The sequence below is a fragment of the Halodesulfovibrio oceani subsp. galateae genome (genome assembly GCF_055397225.1).
On record NZ_AP042453.1, the window covers coordinates 3,531,373 to 3,551,275 of the forward strand.

Sequence of the window (19,903 nt, forward strand, 5' to 3'; positions counted from 1 at the left end):
GAATCCTTCCAGTTATCCTACCCCTAACTCTGTTTATCAACGTCCAGTCGTATCCTGAGTGCTACACTTATGCGTACTTAGAACAGGTACTCGTACGTGACCACGGGAGGGCATGGTATGACAAAGATATTTCAATGTTTCGCACTTGTTTCATGTTTGTGCTTAGTCAGCGCATCAATTTCTTCTGCAGCATATACCCAGCAGCAATGTGACAAGTTTTATTTTTCCGCTCAGTATGACGAAGCGTTCCAATGCATTGAGTTTATGGCAACAGAAGGCGACCCACAGTCTCAGTTTAATTTGGCTGTATTGTATCATTTAGGGCAAGGTGTTGAGAAAGATACATCTAAGACCATTCTCTGGCTGACACGTGCCGCAGAGAACGGACATCCTAACGCACAGTTTGGTGTTGGCGCTGCATATGAAGCAGGCTTTGGTGTAGATAAAGACTTATCCACCGCTGTTATGTGGTACATTAAAGCCGCGAATCAGGGGCATGCAGCCGCTCAGACTAACTTAGGCGTTATGTATGGTAACGGTGAAGGTGTTGAGCGAAATTCTATTGAAGCGTTAAAGTGGTTTAGACTTGCTGCATCAAGCGGAAGCGATAAGGCAAAACGCAACGCCGAAGTTCTTGCAGAGCATATGTCTCATGAAGAGATTTTAGAAGCAGATGCAATGGCAGCAGCGTGGGAACCGGTATTTGCAGATAATGCTAATTCGCTTCCAAACTCATCAGTACGTAAGTGAGGTAGGTATGTTAAAGCTTTTAGAAGGATTTGATGACGCAACAATCGCCGTTGAAGCAACTGGCGAGATCACACATAAAGATTACGAAGAAGTGATCATCCCCCGTGTGAAAGAAATTTTGAAAACGTACGACAAAGTGAGTTGCTTTATGCACTTTACGGAAGACACAAAGTACTCCGCAGGCGCAATGGCAACTGATGCCGTGTTCGGAATTCGGCATTTGTTCTCATGGCATAGAGTCGCCATCGTAACTGACATACCTTGGGTTCATAAATCCGCAGGATACATTTTGCCGATTATGCCGTTTGAAGCAAAAGTTTTTGTGGAAGATGAATATGAATTTGCGAAGACGTGGCTGGAAAGCTAACGAATTTTCACTGGGTAACACAGTGTTTATATATAAAAGAGGCTGCTCCGATTATATCGGAGCAGCCCTTTTTCTTATTTCTTACTGCAGCGTCCTGCGTATGCCTTGGCGAGTCCTCCTGTGGAGGTTTCGCGGTACAGACTTGGCAGATCGTGCCCTGTTTGCTTCATAACGTGTACAACTTCATCAAAGGTGATGTGATGTGTACCATCAGAAAGAATAGCCATCTGTGCGCAAGAAAGTGCACGGGTGGCAGCACAGGCGTTACGTTCGATGCAAGGAATCTGCACCAAGCCGTCAACGGGGTCACATGTAAGCCCTAAGTGGTGCTCAAGACCCATTTCTGCTGCGTATTCAATTTGTCGTAATGTTCCGCCCAGTAATTCTGCGGCAGCTCCTGCCGCCATCGCACATGCGGAACCAACTTCGCCCTGACAGCCAACTTCTGCACCGGAAATTGAGCCATTAAATTTAATGACATTACCGAACAGACCTGCGGTTGCCAGTGCCCGCAGAATATCGCGACGGTTGAGCTGTTGTTGTTGCTGCAAGTAATAGAGAACTGCTGGAACAACACCGCTTGCGCCGCATGTAGGTGAGGTGACGATAATGCCGCCACCTGCGTTTTCTTCAGACACAGCAAGCGCGAAGGCCGTAATAAGCCCTGTTTGCTGCATCTCACTTGAGGCATTTTGACATCTTCTATGGAAGCGCCATGCCTGTCTGCTAAGCCCGATAGAACCCGGTAATACACCTTGGTTTTCAAGCCCGCGTTTTACTGCTGTTTCCATTGTTTCCCAGACAGTTTCCAGAAAATCAAAAATAGTTTGCCCTTCGCATTCCACTACATATTCCCAGTACGTGATGCCTTTTTGCGAACAGTAATCCATAATTTCTTTGACTGTCGTGAGCGGGTAAACAGCGTCGCTTTCTTTGTCTTCTTCACCAAGCTCGCGGATTGCTCCGCCACCTATGCTGAAGAAGGTTCGAGAACCTAAGAGTTCTCCCTGTTCATCAAACGCTTCAAATGTCATGGCGTTTGGATGTTCCGGCAAACATTTTTCAGGATGCCATTTAATGGTTGTGTACTCTTCGCCGAGAACTTCTAGCACTGCCTGATCTGTAAGGTGCCCTTTGCCTGTTGCTGCAAGGCTTTCGTACAGGTGCACAACATACCGGAAAGCATGTGTGTACTGCTGTAAAAAGAGTTCCGCAGCCCGTTTTGGGCCCATAGTATGGCTAGAAGAAGGTCCGACACCAATTCTGTACAATTCACGAATGGATTTCATAACAGCTCATCTCCATCTCAAATGTAGAATCGTCTGCCGCTCGACCTCAACATTGCGGTTTAAACAATTTTTTACATTTGCGAGAAAACAATTTTTTGTATTCAGCACCATTGTCTAGCACACAATCAAAATACCGCCTGAGAAGCAAGCTTTTCCAAAACGTTTTTTCTATCTCATTAAAATTGCTGAACACTGTTTACTGTGTATGTACAAGCAAATACTAATAAGGCTAATAGCGACTCTCTTAAAAAAGAAGCAACTACTCTTTTTTTAGGCGACATGAGTAACACTCTCAAAGGTGTGTGCGGCTGTGGTTTACAGTGTTTACGCGTTCATAATTACCTGATTTTTCTTGCAAATCTCAGGACTTGCTATTAGGTGAGTGCTACTTCAATTGCATAAAAACGACTGAATTGAACGAGGGACGACACGCTTTTTGAAGCAGCCAAGGGGAACGGTTGCTTTATCCTCAAATCACATCAGGAGAGAATGTGACACGTCGTGTAATCCAACTTATTGTTATTTGTTCTATGGTGTTAGCTTCTGTTGCTGCTCAGGCGGCGGGCTTTGGTATTTACGAGTACAGTGCTCGCGCTAACGCGCTTGGCAACTCCGTAATGGCTGGTAAAGCAGACCCATCTTCTATGGCTCTTAACCCTGCCCAGTTGACTCAGCTGGAAGGAACTCAGATCGCTGTTGGTGCAACCGGAATTTATCCGAGAGCAACAGTAGAGATTGATGCTCCGGCAGCAGATGCTGGTTCATATGACGGCGAAAGTACTTTGTGGACTATGCCACATCTGTACGTAGCTCATAAGCTTAACGAGAAATTTTCTTTAGGCATTGGTGTTTTTTCTCGCTTTGGTCTTGGTACTGAATTCGATAGTGACTGGCCTGGCGCAACCGATGTGTATAAAGTTCAAATTAAATCTGTCTCCATTAATCCGCTTGTCGGCTATAACATTACCGACGATCTTTCTATCGCTATCGGCCCGGAAATTATGTGGTTCGATTTTAATTTAGAAAAGAAACAGCCTTTGGGTGCTGTTTTTGGTGATACAGAGATGGGTGGTGATAGTTGGGGAGCGGGTCTTTCCCTTGGTGTCCGTTACCAATGGACAGACTGGTTATCACTCGGTGCCAGCTATCGTTCAGAGATTACGCAGAAAGTTAAGGGCGACATTAAAACAACTTTCGGTAGTGCTACTCTTAAAGATACCAGCGCATCCGGAAAGATCACTCTGCCAGAGCAGATTGGCTTTGGTATTAATGTAAAGCCAATTGATAAGCTGAGTGTTGAAGTTGGTGCTACTTGGATTGGATGGAGCAGCTACGAAGAGCTGACAGTAGAATTCGAAGGTGGCCCATTTACCAAAAAAAGTGACTACAAAGATACTTGGCGTTACAACATTGGTGCAGAGTACAATCTTACAGAAAATTGGGATTTACGTGCCAGTTATGTGTACGACAACTCGCCGCTTAACGGCGACAGCTTGAGTTACATGGTTCCTGCGAACGATCGTCAGATTGTCGGTGTGGGCGTTGGTTGGCATAACGAAACATGGTCTGTTGATGCAAGTTACTCTTACCTTTTCATGGCTGATAGCTCCAGATCGGTAGAAGTATCGAATGCTGATACTACCAAATATACTCAGGATGCAGAGTTTAAAAACGGTGACGCGCAGCTTGTTGCGTTAACTGTTGGCTATAAATTCTAGCCAGCTAGGTTTTTATACTTTTAAGAGCCTCCGGCGGCTTAAGAACCCTGTTACACTGTCGCTATCTGTAATCTCTCATTCTTTGAGAACAGCTACCGCTTTGGAAAAGGGCTTCTTAAGAATCTTCTAAAACTTTTACGTGCGAGCTTAGCACGTTGTTTCCTTAGCCTCGCGGCTTACGCTCCACCACCTTTCATAAAACATAAAAGGGCCGTCCTATTTAAATAGGACAGCCCTTTTTTATTATTTAAGTCAGTGAAGTTAAGCCGCGTGAAATAATAATCAACGCGCGTTCTTCGCATAATAAAGGTTTCTGGAGATTCTTAAGAACCTCTTGCAAGAGGTTCTTAAGCCGCCGGAGGCAAACGTCGTAGACTCGCCAAAAGCATTTCTACGATCCTACCAAAGGCAGCTTAAAATTCAATATGCTGCGGTGTGCGTGGGAACGGGATCACGTCGCGAATGTTGGTGATACCGGTCACGAGCATGAGCAGGCGCTCGAAGCCCATACCGAAGCCAGCGTGCGGCACAGAGCCGAAACGACGAAGATCGGTGTACCACCAGTAATCTTCAGGGTTCTGACCCATTTCGTTGATGCGCTCGAGGAGCACGTCCATTCGCTCTTCACGCTGTGATCCGCCGATGAGTTCACCAATGCGCGGTACGAGAACGTCCATTGCAGCAACGGTCTTGCCGTCATCGTTCATGCGCATGTAGAATGCTTTAATGTCTTTTGGGTAATCGTATACGATTACAGGACGCTTAAAGTGATCTTCTGCAAGGTAGCGCTCGTGCTCTGTCTGGAGATCGATGCCCCATTCAACAGGGAATTCCCATTTTTTCTTGGTAGCTGCGAGCAGTTCAACTGCTTCGGTGTAACTTACGCGTGCGAATGGCTCGTTGATGATGTTTTCAAGACGCCCCATGAGCTCTTTGTCGACGAATTTAGCGAAGAGGTTGATGTCTTCTGCGCAGTTTTCAAGAATGTGCTTAACAACATACTTGGTCATTTCTTCTGCGAGATCCATGTTGTCTTCGTTATCAGCGAATGCAACTTCAGGTTCGATCATCCAGAACTCAGCAGCGTGGCGCGGAGTATTGGAGTTTTCAGCACGGAAGGTTGGGCCGAATGTGTACACCTTACCAAGACCCATAGCGAGCAGTTCTGCTTCGAGCTGGCCGGATACGGTAAGGTTTGCTTCGCGACCAAAGAAATCTTCGTCGAAAACAGAACCTTCTTTAGGAGCTTCTACACCGGTTACTGGAAGGGTAGAAACGCGGAACATTTCGCCAGCGCCTTCGCAGTCGGAACCTGTGAGGATAGGGGTGTGTACGTTGAAGAAGCCCTTGTCGCGGTAAAATTTGTGTACAGCGAATGCTGCTTCGGAGCGGATGCGGAAAGCAGCACCGAATTTGTTGGTACGAGGGCGAAGATGCGCAATCTGACGAAGAAATTCATCGGAATGGCGTTTTTTCTGCAACGGGAAATCATCTGCATCAGCAGCGCCGAGCAGCTTGAGTTCTGTAGCGCGAACTTCCCATTTCTGTCCTTTACCCGGAGATGGTACAAGTTCACCGTGTACTTCAACAGCTGCGCCTGTGCTTACATCTTTAATAATCTCGTAGGTCGGTACTGATTCGTCGACGATAGCTTGCAAGTTTGTGAGGCAAGAGCCGTCATTCAGCTCAAGAAAAGAAAATCCTTTAGCGTCACGGCGGGTACGTACCCAGCCGCAAATTTTAACTTCTTTAGAAGCCTCTTCTGCCTGCAATGCATCAACAATGGGGGTTCTACGCATGTCCCTGTCTCCTTACAGTCGTATGGCGGTATACAAAACCATGGTTGGTTTCGTTATTTACTTGGTATTGAAGCTCTATAACTGACTTGCAAGTCCACTGCAATTTGATATTACTTGCATTCGTAAAGATGGATTCAAATTCGATGAGTGATCGAAATGTTATTCAAAAATACAAAATGACCATCTGTTTATGTAAAGACAGGCGCTGAAGTGGCTATTTAATAACGGAAAAGCCCCGCGTGCTGTGGAATTGGTGTTAATATGATAAGAAAGGGCTTGCGTACTTGCAACAGCTTGGGGCAAACAGTACAAAAAATGTCGGATGTGAAACAAATTTAAAAAATCACACTGACCCGCCTGTCACGATGATTCTTGTTTATGCACCTTAACCTTCTGAAAGACCGGTCCGGAGGACGCATGGTTCAAAGAATTTTAATGGCAGTATTCGCATTACTGCTTCTTATTCCGCAGAGTGCTTCTGCTGCCACCCCTGAATTAAATGCTCAAATAGAATCTATCCTGCGAGAAAAGCCGGAGATTTTGCTCAACATTATTCGTGAGAACAGTGAGCAGGTGCTGGTTGCACTGCGTGAAGGTAACTCAAAAGCTAAGATTGCTGCCATGAAGGCACAATGGAAGCAGGATGTTGCAGTTACTAAAACCGTTGCAACAAATAACCGCGCCATCCGTGGTAATGCAGACGCACCGGTAACTATTATTGCATTTTCAGATTTCACATGCCCTTACTGCGAACGAGCTGCGTTTACATTAAACAGCCTCATGTCGCATTACGGCAAAACCGTGCGTTTCATTTTTAAGAACTACCCGCTTGCATCGCATGAAAATTCACGCCTTGCATCGCAGTACTTTGTTGCTGCAAATAATCTTGATTCTGAAAAAGCATGGAAGTTGTACGACGAATTTTTCGCAAACCGCGAAACTCTCATGGCTGAGGGTGAACCGTATATGAAAAAAGCTGCGAAAAAAGTAGGGCTTGATCCTGAAGAACTCGCAAAAGAGGCTCGTACAGCATCTGTTAACGCTATTATTGATGAAGATATGGCAGACGCAAAAGGTCTTGAGCTTGAAGGCACTCCATACTTCCTCGTTAACAATATCCTTATCCGTGGCGCGTTGCCGCTCGATTTGTACTCCGAAGCTGTAGAGATTGCTTTGGATTACGAAAACAAAAAGTAGTACTTGCTGTAAACCGTGCTTTGTCGCGGGAGCAACTGAATATGAAAAGCCTCTGAGTATTTACTCGGAGGCTTTTTTTTATACACAGTTCACAATTACAAAATTGTAACAAATTGGCGATATTAAGCAAAAACAGTAAAATAGTGGAACAAGAACTCTTGCAAAGTAGATAACGTTCAGGCTATCGTCCCGTCTCGAATTAGAAATTTAGCATGTACAGGGAGAGTTCATCCGTGCAGAAAACAGTGTATTTTATCGAAGGCGACGGGATCGGCAAAGAAGTGTGGGCATCCGCACGTCCGGTTCTTACTGCTGCGATTGAAAAAGCGTACGGCAAAGAACGTTCCTTGGAATTTAAGGAGCTTCTCGCCGGAGAAAAAGCATTTAACGAGACAGGTGAATACCTGCCGCAGGCTACGTTGACCGCATTACAGAATGCAGAGCTCGCCATTAAAGGCCCGCTTACAACTCCTGTCGGCAAAGGATTCAGAAGCCTGAACGTTACCTTGAGACAGACGCTCGACTTATACGCATGTATTCGTCCTATCCGTTACTATGATGGTATCATTTCACCGGTTAAGCGTCCGGATCTTGTTGATATGGTTGTATTCCGCGAAAATACTGAAGACGTTTATGCTGGTATCGAATTCGAATCCGGCAGCGACGAAGCAAAGCGCCTTATTGCATTTTTCCACGACGAGCTTGGTGTTACTGTGGACCCTACTGCCGGTGTGGGCTTAAAGCCGATTACACCGAACGGTTCCAAACGCCTTGTACGCAAAGCGTTGGAATTTGCTGTGGCACAGGGCAAGCCGAGCGTAACTCTCGTGCATAAAGGTAACATCATGAAATACACCGAAGGCGGCTTCCGCCAGTGGGGATATGATGTTGCTGCTGAAGAGTTTGCCGCGCACACCACCACAGAAGATGCACCAGCAGAAGGCAAAGTAGTCGTAAACGATCGCATTGCAGACGCAATGTTCCAGGAAGCACTGATTCGACCAGAGCAGTATTCCGTACTTGCGACCACTAACCTCAATGGTGACTACCTTTCTGACGCACTTGCAGCGCAGGTTGGCGGACTCGGTCTAGCACCGGGCGTTAATATGTCTGATAAGCTTGCGCTTTTTGAAGCTACACATGGCACAGCGCCTACTATTGCCGGTAAAGACATGGCAAACCCGGGTAGCCTTATTCTTTCCGGTGCAATGATGCTTGAGCACATTGGCTGGACTGAAGCAGCAGATGCTATCCACTCCGCTGTGAGCAAAGCTATTTCCGCTAAAACCGTAACCTGTGACCTCGCAAGCCAGATGGAAGATGCAAAAACCGTCGGCTGTAAGGCATTTGGTGAACTGGTGGGAAGCCTCTTGTAGTCGTACATATCTATATAATACGCAAAAGGGTGGTCTCGCTAGAGGCCACCCTTTTTTTATGGTTTTTTTTGAATGTCTCCGACGGGCAGGCAGGGTTCCACCCTCCTGCACCTCCCGCAAGGGGCTCGCCCCTTGACCCCTTTTTCTCGCGATACAATCCGTTCTTTATCGTGTTGGAAGTCGCGAAGGGGCTACCCTTCGTGGGCGGTTAGACGAACGTCTTCTCTTCTTAAGTATAGGTTGCGAAAGGTAGTGGGGAGGAAAGCCGCGAGGCGATCTTAAACAAAGAAAGGCCTCGCAAATAAAAAAGTTTTGATGGGGGTCTGGGGGAAACTTTTTCAAAAGTTTCAGCCCAGCCGCCGGAGGCAAAAAAAGAACTCCCAAAAAAACACAAAATTGACAATTTTGTAAATAATGACAAAAAAACAAGCTTCAAAATGATCAAAATTAACAAAATTGTAAAACAGTAAAAAGCGAGGTGTAGTAAAAACAGCTAGTTACGTTTTTGGCACAGAGTCTGCTTAATACTATGCAAAATCTAAAAAGCAGGAGGTTACTATGTCTGTGTACAAAAGCACGTTGTCCCGAACAGGGTTGATTACAGTAATGACAGTTTTGGCGCTTGGCGCAAGCGCAACAGTAGTACATGCCGAAGACGAGGTTATGTATCTGACACAAACAAACGCGAACATAGTATGGACTCTGCTCGCTGCCATGCTCGTGATGTTTATGCAGGCCGGATTCACCTTGGTTGAATGCGGACTAACTCGATCAAAGAATGCCGGTAATATTCTCATGAAGAACATGTTGGATTTTGCTGTTGGAACTTTGATGTTCCTTATGATTGGTTACGGGTTAATGTTTGGCGGAGATTTTTTAGGGTTGTTTGGAACTGACAGTTTCTTTCTCTCATTCATCGATGTTCCTTCTGCCACTAGGGATTTCGATATTACATTCTGGCTGTTCCAGTCTGTATTTGCAGCAACAGCGGCAACAATTGTTTCCGGTAGCGTTGCAGAGCGAACTAAATTTCAGGCGTACATTTTGATTTGTGTGCTCATTACCGGGCTTATCTACCCAGTTGCAGGCCATTGGGCTTGGGGTGGTCTTACCGGAAGCACCGGCTGGCTCGAATCTTTTGGTTTTGTAGATTTTGCAGGATCAACAGTTGTTCACTCTCTCGGCGGTTGGGTTGCATTAGCAGGTGCTATGGCTGTAGGTCCGCGAATTGGTAAATACATGCCGGACAAAAAGCCACGTGCGATTCTTGGTCACAACATGCCTATGGCTGGTCTCGGTGTCTTTATTCTCTGGTTTGGCTGGTTCGGATTTAATGCCGGATCAACAACCGTAGCTGACGGTAGCATTGGTTACATTGCTATGAATACAAGCTTGGCTGGTTGCGCCGGTATGATCGCAGCCATGATTACAGTATGGGTACGTTTTGGTAAGCCGGAAGCATCCATGACTATGAACGGCATCCTTGCCGGACTCGTCGGTGTTACCGCTGGCTGTAGTGAACTTTCACCGTTCGGTGCAATCGCTATCGGCGCAATTTGCGGCGTAGCAGTCGTTCTGGCCATACAGTTTATTGATACCGTTCTGTGCATTGATGACCCTGTAGGCGCTATCTCTGTTCACGGTGTCTGCGGTGCTATCGGCACTCTCGGCGTTGGTTTATTTGCATCACCAAATTTTGGCTCTGTAACTGGATTTTTCTATAACGGAGATCTGTCACAGTTCGGAGTTCAGCTTTTAGGAGTTGTCGTCTTCTTTGCATGGGCATTCGGCGCCGGCACCGTCTGTTTTAAACTGATTGATAAAGTAGTTGGATTACGCGTTTCTCGCGTTGAAGAAATTAAGGGACTGGATATTACCGAACATGGCTCTGAAGCCTACAACGGATTCCAGATTTTCAGTGTCGAATAACCTGATTGGAGAAAAACAATGAAGAATGTCGTTGCTTTTATCAGACCGGAACGTCTCCCGCAGGTTAAGCAGGAGTTGTTCGCCAAAGATCTTTTCGGATTGTCTGTAAACAATATTCTTGGGAGCGGACAGCAGAAGGGTTTTACAGAAACGTACCGTGGCGTAACTGAAGAAGTGAATCTTCTTAAGAAGCTGCGTATTGAACTTGTTGTTCAAGAAGAACGCCTGAACGACGCCATTTCTGCCATTGAAAAAGGCGCACGAACTGCAACAGAAGGTGATGGTATCATCTACTTCCATAGCATCGAAGGCGTTCGAAGAATTCGAACAGGTGAGGAATTATAGGGACAGAAGAAAGTAGTTTAAAAACTGCGTCTGTACGTCAGACATTCAATTGAAAAAAACAGAAAGGGTAGAGTGTAAAAAACTCTACCCTTTCATTTATGCTTTTTTTGAAATCGCAATAGATCGAGCCACAGTGTAAAAAAATGAGAGACAGCTCGCGCTTCATGTCATTGCAGGCGTTCTCTGAAGAAAAAATATGTTGCTTACGCACTCGGTCTGGTTCGAAATATTAAAGACGCAGAAAATTTGAAACGAGTTTGCGGATATGTTCGTGTGGAATGTTTTTGCCAGTCCTTAGTTTGAACTGTTCTGCACCCTGTGCTGCGAACGTATGCAGGCCGTCTATGGTTTCCCAGCCGGCTTCTTCTACCCACTCGATCTGATTTGAGATTCTAAAGACGCAGAAGATTTGAAACGAGTTTGCGGATATGCTCGTGCGGAATGCTTTTGCCAGTCCATAGTTTGAACTGTTCCGCTCCCTGTGCTGCGAACATATGCAGGCCGTCTATGGTTTCCCAGCCGGCTTCTTTTGCTGTGCGAAGGAAAGCTGTTTCAAGAGGATTATAAACAAGGTCATACGCCGTGCCGTGCTCTTGAAACATATCTGCTGTGAACGGAGTCGCATCTACATGCTCGCCGGACATGCCCATAGGGGTTGTGTTGATAACAAGATCTGCCTCAACGGAACCGCGATCTTCCCACGCAACGGCGTCAATGCTGAACAGTGTTGCAAGATTTTCCGCTCGTTGCGCTGTGCGGTTGCAAATAGTGATGTTGCTGATGCCAAGTTCTTGTAATCCCGCCAAAACAGCTTTTGCAGCTCCCCCTGCACCAAGTACAAGAGCCTTTTTAATCGTCTTCTTTTTATCTTTGAGCGGCGCCATGAAACCGAGAACGTCCGTGTTGTCACCAATAATATCGTCGTCTTTCCAGTAAAGTGTATTTACTGCGCCGACCTTTTCTGCCCGGGGCGTAATTGTATCAACATATTCCATGACTGTTTCTTTGTGTGGAATAGTGACGCTTGCCCCGTACATTGGCAATGTTCGGAAACTCTCCATAAATTCAGCAAGTTTTTCAGGCGGGGTAGGGAATGCCATGTACACGGACTGAAGGGAAAACAGATTGAACCCGCTATTGTGCAGGGCGGGGCTCATGGTGTGACCAAGCGGGTGTCCGATGATTCCGTATAATTTTTTTTGAGGAGCAGTCATTGTTTTTCCTTCTATAGGCAGCAGGTTGTGCAGTGCGTTGTTCTGTGTGCCGTAGAGTGTAGCTAAGAAAAAACTGAAGGTACAGGGCGAGAATTGAATGAAGGCAACAAAAAAGCGGAGTGCAAACCAAGCACTCCGCTTCAAAAATTCGGGTTTGGGGAGCCACCCCTCGCCATGAATGACCTATGAAAGAAAGAAGGTACTTTAACTATAGCAACCTGCGTGCCAACTTTTGTTTATAGTTTTTATTTTTTAAAAACACAGCAAAATCAGTAGGTAGCAGAAAAATACCCGAAAGGTCGAATATCGGTGAACGTAAAGTAATTTTTACTTCGGAAAAAGCTTCCGCTATTGGCAAGGGGATTGTGCAAAAAATTTGAACCTCATTTGAATTTGCAAAGCTCGTACTCTCTGCAAATTTAAATGAGGTTCAAATAAAGTTCAGCTATCGACCGACTGTGAGTTAAATATCGACCGAATATGGTTCAATTATTGACTAACTATGGACTAAATGTAGCTAACAATTGATTAAATAAGGTTTAAGTATGGAATAAAAGTAGTTACATGCCTGCTTTTTTGCAGATCGAAAATTAATCGATGTACAAGTAACGTTTAATTTTCTGTGTAGGCGTCTTTTCAAAAGGCTCAGTTTGTTCAGTAACTTTCATAATGCGGGAGAATCCGGCAACTTTGCTGTTTACGTTGGAGCGGATTTCTTCCAGCAGTTTAAGAACTTTTTCTTCCAACTTGCCCGCATGTAATGAGCCAAATTCGTCGTCTACTTTACTTCGATCAAGGTGGATACGGGCGATAAGTTTTCTATCCTGTTCGTACACGATGGTTTCCAGCACCCACGGGGACTGCATAATCATGCCTTCAAGCTCTTCAGGATAAATATTTTCACCGCTCGGGCCTACAATGACATTTTTAAGACGACCTCGAATGTAAAGGAAGTCATCGCTGTCAAATTTGCCCAGATCGCCAGTACGGAACCAACCATCGTCTGTGAATACAGATTTCGTAATCTCAGGAGCTTTATAGTACTCCTGCATGACGCATGGGCCTTTTGCGAGGATTTCACCTTCACCAGTTTCTGGATGCGGGTTATCAATCTTCAGCTCGACACCTTCAAGCTTGTACCCAGTCGAGTATAAGCGAGTCTGTGCGGGGCCTGTTCCAGCCAGTAACGGGCTGGTTTCAGTCAGTCCGTATCCGATAGCATACGGGAAGTTTGCTTCCTTTAAAAAGCGTTCAACTTCCGGCGCAATAGCTGCGCCGCCGATACAGAAAACACGTAAGCTGCCGCCGAATGTTTCCAGCAATTTTTTCCCGGCAAGGGCATGCAGTTTCGGACGTGCAGCTTTATATAATAGGCGCTTTGCCCAGCTGCTTGTCAGTTTTGGTAAGATTGCAGCCTTGAAAATTTTCTCAATAACAAGTGGTACGGACAACATGACAGTCGGTTTAACCAACGCCATGGCAGGCAATAATGCGCGTGCTGTAGGCGGCTTGTCCATGTAGTTAATATGCGCCCCGTTCATAATCGGTAAGATTAAACCGAGTGTGCATTCATATGTATGGGAAAGCGGAAGGATAGAGAGCAGTCTGTCGCCGGGACCAACTTCAACAATAGAACGAACGGCATACGCATTCGAAACAATGTTGCCATGAGTAAGGACAACCCCTTTGGAATGTCCAGTGGTACCGGAAGTGTAGATGATTGCAGCAACATCGTCTTGAGAAACGGTATTTCCAGCAGAAAAAAGGCTGACAGAGCCTTTAATTTTCTCTGCGTGTTCGCGTTCAATAAATTTTTGTGTCAGATCACGTGCTTTGTCCAAAAGAGAACGGAATTCACGTAGACCTGCTTTTTTTAATTCCTTCAGCTTTTGTGGCTCTTCGTCAAATGCAACTGGAGAGAATGTTTCCATCAAGAAAAGAATTGGTAGCTCATCATACTGGCCGTCTTCAACTTTATTAAACAGCTTTTGGGAAACAATAACTGCGCTTGCTTCAGAATGACGGATGATGTGGTGCACTGCGTCCGGATGAAAATCTGGAAGAATAGGTACAGCGACTGCGCCCATGGCAGTAACTGCAAAATAAGCAATGCCCCAGTTTGGTGTACTTTCACTTAAAATAGCAACCTTGTCGCCAGCATTGATACCATGCTCAACAAGTAGCCCCTGCAACCCCTGAACGGCAGTAGCAAATTCTTTGTAGGTAATGGGAGTTCCGCCAGCATTCGAAAGTGCCGGTTGATCCGGAAACAAATCAGCACTGCGTTCGAGCACTGCGGTCAGTGTATACGTAGAAAGTGGGTACATGGGCGCTCCGTAAAAAATCATCCATTAAAAGCAGTGAATACTGTTCAGTGCTAAACGAATTGTCTGTACGCGAAGATGGAGAAGTCTGCAATGCTGCCGACCTCTTTCTAGCTGTCTGTTACAGCATGTCAATTGACCTTTTTGGTTCTTTAAGCATATGAAAATGAGTACAACACTATTTTATAGAAAGGATAATCTTATGATTAAACATATCGTTTGGTTTACTCTCAAAGAAGAGGCAGAAGGCGCACCCGCAGCAGACAACGCAGCGAAGATTGTAGCAATGCTCAACGAGCTTAAAGGAAAAATTCCTTCCCTCAAAACTCTTGACGTTTCTATGGAGTTTACAAGCACCACTACCGAAGACGTGCAGTTGGCTCTCATCTCCACTCACGATGACGAAGCAGGACTCGCAGATTACGCGAACCATCCGCTGCACGTTGAATGCGTAGACTTTATCAAAAAAGTCGTTTCAGGTCGCAAAGCTATCGATTTTGTAGTTTAGCAATCGGAGAACTGTCTCCGACGGCGCTTGCCAGCGGGACTTTGCCTCCGGCGGCTGGGCTGAAACTTTTAAAAAAGTTTCCCCCAGACCCCCTTCAAAACTTCTTATTATGCGATGAAATCCCGTAGATATATTTCTCACGCGGCTTGATTCCACTGACTTGAATAGCAAAAAAGCTGTCCTTCATACGAAGGACAGCTTTTTTATTTTCAGAAAGGTAGTGTGGCAAAAGCCGCGAGGTAACATAAAAAACGTGCGCACCTCGCATAATAAAAGTCTTTGGAAAGGGGTCTGGGGAAGAACCTTTCTACAGAAAGGTTTTCCCCAGCCGTCGGAGACAAAAAAAGCGTCGTCGAAGACCCGCCAGAGGCAACAAAAATGCCCAGAAAAAAGCGTCGCAGACTCGCCAGAGGCCGCCTCTTATTTCTCGATGTACGCCTTTCGCCCTGTCCGCACACACCAAACTGCGGCAATGCCGAGCAGCATGGCGAAGAGAAGATGCGACCAGTCGATGAGCATTGTGATCATTGGCGAGAAATGTACATCAGGTAAATTTTTCATCACACGCACGTATCCTGTGACGATGAGAAGCGCGAGAAGCACGATGCGGAGGATTCCTGATGTTGTCAGTTTGGGCTGCTTTGCTATCCATAACGTTACGAACCATGCGATTATGAACATGAGCACGGCTGCGCCTATGTAGTGTACCCAGTGGACGGTAAAAGGCTGCCCTAGCCATGCAAGGCCGGGGATGTCTGCAACGTAGTAGCGCTTGAAGATGGGCATTTGTCCCATGCCTGTTATGGCCATAAGCGCCATGAGGGGCACCCAGAGTCTGCGGATGATGTTAGTCATTGTTCTTCTCCTTGCGTGCGTCAGAGAGAACTTTAAGGACGCCTGCTGCGACACCAGCAATTGGCGCGGCTATGAGTGCAGACGTTAATGTTTCTTCATTCGCCATGGAATTTTCTACCGGTGCGAGGTGCGGCTTGCCTTTGCCTTTGTCGATGGCGTTGTTGAGCTTGTCGAATGGCACTGGTGATACGTAAATTGTGTTTGTTCCGCCGTTTTCTTCCAGTCCGTATATGTAGCCATTTGTGGAGGCTGCGAGCTCTTTTGCGTAGGCGATCATTTCGCTGCGTCCACCGATGCGCTGCACATTTTCTGGGCAGGCTGTGATGCATGCAGGCTGTTCGCCTTGCGCGACCTTGTCGTAGCAGCGGTCACATTTGAGCATGGTTCCATTTCCGGCAAAGCGCGGGAGCAGGTCGAGATAGAGGCCTGCACCACTTTGTCGTTGGGGGATGTGCCAAGGGCATACCGTTCGGCATTTAGCGCCACCAAGACAGATATCTTCATGAATACGGACTACGCCTGTATCTTCTTTGCGTGCAGCGCCCCATGGACAGAGGTTGGCGCACGGTGGGTTTGTGCAATGCAGGCATCGGCGCGGAATGTTTATCTCGTGTGCTTCGCCGTTGTGTTCCACTTCTGCGGTCTGGATAAAAAGCCAGTTGTAAGGAGTGAGTCGGTCATCAACATCTTTTTTGTCTGACCAGTCTTCAACCTTTACGCGTGGCGGGAACATTTTCGGGATTGGCTTGCGAACCGTAGGGTGTTTGTGTTCGTTCGATTCCGTACAGGCGATTACGCATTCCCCACACCCAATACATTTTGATATGTCGAGCACAGTCATGAGCTCTTCTTTTGGTGCTGAATTCTGTGCCTCAGCGGGGTGCACCGAAGAGGCACAGGCTGTAGCTCCGGCAGCTCCGAAAGCTTTCAGAAAGGTTCGTCGGGAGATAGGCGTATTGGGTGATGAGTTTTTTGTCGGGGACTTCTTCATATGTATACCTATGAATGAACCTTGCGGCTAAGAGTGTTCGGGCTGTCGTATGCTGACGAGATGTTATGCGGAGTAATCCGGATGATTGGCGCATCTCCGACAGTATGACGGCTACAGCGAACTTACATGGTGGGGAATTCGCGGCTGCGTTGCAATGATCTAGGTTAAGATAATGTGCAGGATGCAGTGTTTGGTAACGTACCCGAACGATATGTTAACCGTTGTGGAAATTGAGGGCAGTTAACAAAAAGATGCGTGTGAGTGAACAACTTGGGGGAGCAAAAGACTAGGCTTTGTTTTTGATGAATGCGGAAGTTTCGGGCGATGTGGCAAATCAAAATTTGTTTTTGGATGGAGGAATGAGTGGTTAATTAGTAAAGCCATGTTGCTTTGCATTATCTAGACACTTTTGTTTGCTTTTGTACCCTTGTGGAGAGGCACCAACAGTTTTGCCGCTGGCTGTTTTTCTGCGCCAGCGCCATTCCTTTGCATAATCTTTGTAGAAGTCCCATTTTTCTTCCATACCGTTTTTTCCTGAAGTCAGGTTTCCCTCTGTTATACGGGATATACTTCGGGACGATATTATATGCGTGGAGTATTAGGGAAATGTGAGGAGCTGTAGAGCTTGAGAGACGTTGTTGAAAGGGACTGAGACGTGGTGCAAAAAGCATAAAAAAAAGCTTACAGATTTCTCTGTAAGCTTTCGAAGATCAATGTGGTGGAGCTAAACGGGATTGAACCGTTGACCTCTTGACTGCCAGTCAAGCGCTCTCCCAGCTGAGCTATAGCCCCACATTGTGTGAAGTCGGTGTTTATCGGACTGCGGGCGTTTTTGTCAATATTAAAATGAAAAAAAGCAAAAAATAGGCAGAATAATCAGCAAAAATGACCGTCGATGGTGAAAAACGGTAGTGTGTCAAAAAAATAGCAGAAAAAAGTAAAGGCAAGTTTCAGCATGCCGATATAGCTTGTAACTAAAGACGTTTTATTACCATGGGGATAACCTCCCAAGAAAAGGCGACCTGTTGCGAGGCCGCCTTTTTTGGGATCTTCTGTTCAACATTCACGACAATGAGGACGTTAATTTGCAATAAGCTTTTGGAAAATGAGGTTGTATGTTGAGCGAATAGAAAGCGCCAACTTTAGCGTGATGTGCTCTTTACGGTCAGATTCATTAACAAGTTGATCTGTCAAAAAATCCGCTACGTTTGAAAAGTTCGTCGTTCCATGTTCCGCAAGCAAAGTGTTGTACACTTCAACGCTACGGTACATCATCGTTGCATTTCCAGCAGCATCCATTTCCAGCTTTTTAACGTTGCAGTAATTTGCAAAGTGGTTTTCATATTCTTCGGGAAAAGATTGTTTCAACGCAAGCTTCCACAATGCATAAAACAGTGCAGTAAGTTCATGTTTAGCTTTCTTTTTACGAAGAAAATGAAATTTCCCCATCTCAAATACCGTGAGTTCGTTGCTTACATCGTATGTATCAAGCAGTGCGTCAAAGTTTTCAAATAAATCAGATTCAGAGTAAGTCTTCAGCACTAACTGCACCATCCTGTAAGAAGTGATCGATAACTAGTCGGCGCGGTTCTGTGTAGGTTTTCTGCGGCGTGGACGAGTATGGCGTCGTTGCTGCCCCTGAGTGTTGCGCTGTTCTTTCTGGCCGTTCTGATCCTGCTTTTTCTCTTTAGCAGCTTCTGGAGCTGGTGGAGGGGTGTGCAGGGTTTGCTGGTACAGATCGTCAAGAAGCTGTGCAGCCAGAAGAAGCTGTTCGTCATCTTGAGCAAGTTCTTTAAGAAGCGGAATAAACCGTTTCATACGTTCTTTTTCAAGGCTGGTTTTATCGCGGAGACTACCTTCCAGCATTGCTGTCAGACGGAGACCTGCAACTTTGGCAACGTCTTCATCTGTAGGGGTTTCGCGCTCCTGAAGAGAAATTTTGTAGTGGGCACCGATGCGCTTCAACTCCAGCTTCTGCATAATATCTACAAGAGATATTACTTCGCCGCTGGCGCCTGCACGGCCTGTACGACCTGCACGGTGAATGTATGATTCGCGATCTTCCGGTGGTTCATACAAGATTACGTGTGAAAGGTCTGGGATGTCGATACCGCGTGCTGCAACGTCTGTTGCCACGAGGAAGCGGACACGGCCTTCACGCAGTTTTGTAAGAACCTGTTCCCTTTTGGACTGGGAAAGATCAGCAGAAAGTTCGTCTGCATCATAGCCGAAGCCTTTGAGGACTGCTGTAACGTAATGCACGTTAGCTTTTGTGTTACAGAAGATGATGGCAGAAGACGGATTTTCTACTTCCATTACGCGAACAAGCACACGGTCTTTATCCATTGGTTTTGCGTTGTAGAATACGTGCGGCGTATCAATAACGTGTACCTGCTGGTGTGAAAGACTCAGCATGGAAGGCTTGTGCATGAATTCCCCTGCGAGCTGGATAACGCGCGGAGGGTAGGTTGCAGAAAGAAGGAATGTAGAACGACTACGAGGCAGGTAGCCTTTGATTTGAACCATGTCAGGGTAGAACCCGATGGAAAGCATTCTGTCTGCTTCATCAAAGACAAGGATACGTGCTTTTGAAAGATCAAGTGTGTGGCGGATAAGGTGGTCGAGTACGCGACCCGGTGTGCCGATGATAACATGGGCGCCACTGCTGAGCTTATCTACCTGTTTACCGTATCCAACACCGCCGTATACTGCGCAGGAAGTGATTCCGGTGCCCTCAAAAAGGGTTGATGCTTCATATTCAACCTGCAAAGCGAGTTCGCGGGTAGGAACAAGTACGAGCATCTGCGCATGTTTTTTAGAGGTGTCCACTCGATCCAGCGCAGGAAGGAGATATGTGCCGGTTTTTCCGCTGCCAGTGCGGGACTGAATCATAATATCCCTGCGGGCAAGCTGGTATGGCATAGCGTGTGCCTGAACAGGCATAAGCTTATTCCATCCTGCACGGGCACAGGCTTCACGGACTCTTTCAGGAAGATCTTCCAGAGTGATTGGTGGCAGCGCATCTTCCGGTTCAGTGATGCCGGAAATTTCCGCGGCAATTCTATCCGCAGGGTCTACGAATTTTTTTTGTTTTGCCGGGGCATCTTCTGAAGCGCTGTTGCGAGGGTCGTCTGTCATTGTACATCCTGTCAGTCATAAAAGACTGTAATTAGCAAAAGTCAAAGTTCCACAGAACACTATAGCAACTGTAGTGGATTACTGCAACTTGCTGAAAAGTTAG

At 46.3% G+C, this 19,903-nt stretch carries 17 protein-coding genes and 1 tRNA gene; 8 read left to right on the forward strand and 10 right to left on the reverse strand.

Translation table 11 applies throughout. The annotated features are described in order from the left end of the window. Positions 1-117 precede the first annotated feature (117 nt). Together ACZ5V1_RS15535 and ACZ5V1_RS15540 are read left to right on the forward strand one after the other, a co-directional pair. Positions 118-750 carry a tetratricopeptide repeat protein gene (locus ACZ5V1_RS15535; RefSeq protein WP_464389614.1) on the forward strand — a complete coding sequence of 211 codons (633 nt, stop codon included), beginning with the start codon at positions 118-120 and terminating at the stop codon, positions 748-750. A 7-nt stretch (positions 751-757) separates the two neighbouring features. Continuing rightward, positions 758-1,117: a SpoIIAA family protein gene (locus ACZ5V1_RS15540; protein WP_160713017.1), complete on the forward strand. Its 360-nt coding sequence runs from the start codon at positions 758-760 to the stop codon at positions 1,115-1,117. A gap of 74 nt (positions 1,118-1,191) precedes the next feature. Here ACZ5V1_RS15540 and ACZ5V1_RS15545 read toward each other — a convergent pair whose 3' ends face one another. After that, entirely contained in the window at positions 1,192-2,406 is a 1,215-nt protein-coding gene (locus tag ACZ5V1_RS15545) for an L-serine ammonia-lyase (protein WP_464389615.1), read from the reverse strand. Positions 2,407-2,897: 491 nt separating this feature from the next. On the opposite strand from ACZ5V1_RS15545, the gene ACZ5V1_RS15550 reads away from it, so the two are divergent. Beyond that, positions 2,898-4,124, forward strand: coding sequence for an OmpP1/FadL family transporter (locus ACZ5V1_RS15550; RefSeq protein WP_464389616.1), 1,227 nt, complete (start codon positions 2,898-2,900; stop codon positions 4,122-4,124). Positions 4,125-4,537: 413 nt separating this feature from the next. Here the strand turns inward: ACZ5V1_RS15550 and asnS are convergent, their stop codons facing one another. After that, on the reverse strand, positions 4,538-5,923 hold the full coding sequence (gene asnS, locus ACZ5V1_RS15555; protein WP_160713028.1) for an asparagine--tRNA ligase: 1,386 nt from the start codon (positions 5,921-5,923) through the stop codon (positions 4,538-4,540). Positions 5,924-6,340: 417 nt separating this feature from the next. Between asnS and ACZ5V1_RS15560 the strand changes: the two genes are divergently transcribed. The 4 genes from ACZ5V1_RS15560 (at position 6,341) to ACZ5V1_RS15575 (ending at position 10,770) form a co-directional block, all read left to right on the forward strand. After that, the gene (locus ACZ5V1_RS15560; protein WP_464389617.1) at positions 6,341-7,120 is read left to right on the forward strand and encodes a DsbA family protein; all 780 of its coding nucleotides are present in this window, start codon (positions 6,341-6,343) and stop codon (positions 7,118-7,120) included. 233 nt (positions 7,121-7,353) lie between these two features. Next, positions 7,354-8,496, forward strand: coding sequence for an NADP-dependent isocitrate dehydrogenase (gene icd / locus ACZ5V1_RS15565; RefSeq protein ID WP_464389618.1), 1,143 nt, complete (start codon positions 7,354-7,356; stop codon positions 8,494-8,496). A gap of 558 nt (positions 8,497-9,054) precedes the next feature. After that, positions 9,055-10,425 carry an ammonium transporter gene (locus ACZ5V1_RS15570; RefSeq protein WP_464389619.1) on the forward strand — a complete coding sequence of 457 codons (1,371 nt, stop codon included), beginning with the start codon at positions 9,055-9,057 and terminating at the stop codon, positions 10,423-10,425. Between the two features lie 18 nt (positions 10,426-10,443). After that, complete coding sequence (locus ACZ5V1_RS15575; protein WP_464389620.1) at positions 10,444-10,770, forward strand: P-II family nitrogen regulator; 327 nt, start codon at positions 10,444-10,446, stop codon at positions 10,768-10,770. Between the two features lie 392 nt (positions 10,771-11,162). On the opposite strand, the gene aroE is transcribed toward ACZ5V1_RS15575, so the two are convergent. After that, complete coding sequence (gene aroE, locus ACZ5V1_RS15580; protein WP_464389621.1) at positions 11,163-11,984, reverse strand: shikimate dehydrogenase; 822 nt, start codon at positions 11,982-11,984, stop codon at positions 11,163-11,165. A gap of 590 nt (positions 11,985-12,574) precedes the next feature. Continuing rightward, entirely contained in the window at positions 12,575-14,311 is a 1,737-nt protein-coding gene (locus tag ACZ5V1_RS15585; protein ID WP_464389622.1) for an AMP-binding protein, read from the reverse strand. 199 nt (positions 14,312-14,510) lie between these two features. On the opposite strand from ACZ5V1_RS15585, the gene ACZ5V1_RS15590 reads away from it, so the two are divergent. Next, positions 14,511-14,816 (forward strand): Dabb family protein, encoded by a 306-nt coding sequence (locus ACZ5V1_RS15590; protein WP_464389623.1) that lies wholly within the window; start codon positions 14,511-14,513, stop codon positions 14,814-14,816. Positions 14,817-15,236: 420 nt separating this feature from the next. Here ACZ5V1_RS15590 and ACZ5V1_RS15595 read toward each other — a convergent pair whose 3' ends face one another. The 6 genes from ACZ5V1_RS15595 to ACZ5V1_RS15620 all read right to left on the reverse strand — a co-directional run bounded on the left by ACZ5V1_RS15595 (position 15,237) and on the right by ACZ5V1_RS15620 (position 19,800). Beyond that, on the reverse strand, positions 15,237-15,671 hold the full coding sequence (locus ACZ5V1_RS15595; RefSeq protein WP_464389624.1) for a hypothetical protein: 435 nt from the start codon (positions 15,669-15,671) through the stop codon (positions 15,237-15,239). After that, the gene (locus ACZ5V1_RS15600; protein ID WP_464389625.1) at positions 15,664-16,662 is read right to left on the reverse strand and encodes a 4Fe-4S dicluster domain-containing protein; all 999 of its coding nucleotides are present in this window, start codon (positions 16,660-16,662) and stop codon (positions 15,664-15,666) included. Before ACZ5V1_RS15600 ends, ACZ5V1_RS15595 begins: the two co-directional genes overlap by 8 nt. A 367-nt stretch (positions 16,663-17,029) precedes the next feature. Continuing rightward, the gene (locus ACZ5V1_RS15605) at positions 17,030-17,185 is read right to left on the reverse strand and encodes a YegP family protein (protein WP_464389626.1); all 156 of its coding nucleotides are present in this window, start codon (positions 17,183-17,185) and stop codon (positions 17,030-17,032) included. 193 nt (positions 17,186-17,378) lie between these two features. Then, positions 17,379-17,454 (reverse strand) — tRNA-Ala (locus ACZ5V1_RS15610). A gap of 288 nt (positions 17,455-17,742) precedes the next feature. After that, entirely contained in the window at positions 17,743-18,204 is a 462-nt protein-coding gene (locus tag ACZ5V1_RS15615) for a hypothetical protein (protein ID WP_464389627.1), read from the reverse strand. Positions 18,205-18,237: 33 nt separating this feature from the next. Next, positions 18,238-19,800, reverse strand: coding sequence for a DEAD/DEAH box helicase (locus ACZ5V1_RS15620; protein WP_464389628.1), 1,563 nt, complete (start codon positions 19,798-19,800; stop codon positions 18,238-18,240). Positions 19,801-19,903: the final 103 nt, after the last annotated feature.

Bases quoted from the DNA above. Each gene is read 5' to 3' on its own strand.
- ACZ5V1_RS15535 (WP_464389614.1), top strand. From the start codon at position 118: ATGACAAAGATATTTCAATGTTTCGCACTTGTTTCATGTTTGTGCTTA.
- ACZ5V1_RS15540 (WP_160713017.1), top strand. From the start codon at position 758: ATGTTAAAGCTTTTAGAAGGATTTGATGACGCAACAATCGCCGTTGAA.
- ACZ5V1_RS15545 (WP_464389615.1), bottom strand. From the start codon at position 2,406: ATGAAATCCATTCGTGAATTGTACAGAATTGGTGTCGGACCTTCTTCT.
- asnS (WP_160713028.1), bottom strand. From the start codon at position 5,923: ATGCGTAGAACCCCCATTGTTGATGCATTGCAGGCAGAAGAGGCTTCT.
- ACZ5V1_RS15560 (WP_464389617.1), top strand. From the start codon at position 6,341: ATGGTTCAAAGAATTTTAATGGCAGTATTCGCATTACTGCTTCTTATT.
- ACZ5V1_RS15570 (WP_464389619.1), top strand. From the start codon at position 9,055: ATGTCTGTGTACAAAAGCACGTTGTCCCGAACAGGGTTGATTACAGTA.
- ACZ5V1_RS15575 (WP_464389620.1), top strand. From the start codon at position 10,444: ATGAAGAATGTCGTTGCTTTTATCAGACCGGAACGTCTCCCGCAGGTT.
- aroE (WP_464389621.1), bottom strand. From the start codon at position 11,984: ATGACTGCTCCTCAAAAAAAATTATACGGAATCATCGGACACCCGCTT.
- ACZ5V1_RS15585 (WP_464389622.1), bottom strand. From the start codon at position 14,311: ATGTACCCACTTTCTACGTATACACTGACCGCAGTGCTCGAACGCAGT.
- ACZ5V1_RS15590 (WP_464389623.1), top strand. From the start codon at position 14,511: ATGATTAAACATATCGTTTGGTTTACTCTCAAAGAAGAGGCAGAAGGC.
- ACZ5V1_RS15595 (WP_464389624.1), bottom strand. From the start codon at position 15,671: ATGACTAACATCATCCGCAGACTCTGGGTGCCCCTCATGGCGCTTATG.
- ACZ5V1_RS15600 (WP_464389625.1), bottom strand. From the start codon at position 16,662: ATGAAGAAGTCCCCGACAAAAAACTCATCACCCAATACGCCTATCTCC.
- ACZ5V1_RS15605 (WP_464389626.1), bottom strand. From the start codon at position 17,185: ATGGAAGAAAAATGGGACTTCTACAAAGATTATGCAAAGGAATGGCGC.
- ACZ5V1_RS15620 (WP_464389628.1), bottom strand. From the start codon at position 19,800: ATGACAGACGACCCTCGCAACAGCGCTTCAGAAGATGCCCCGGCAAAA.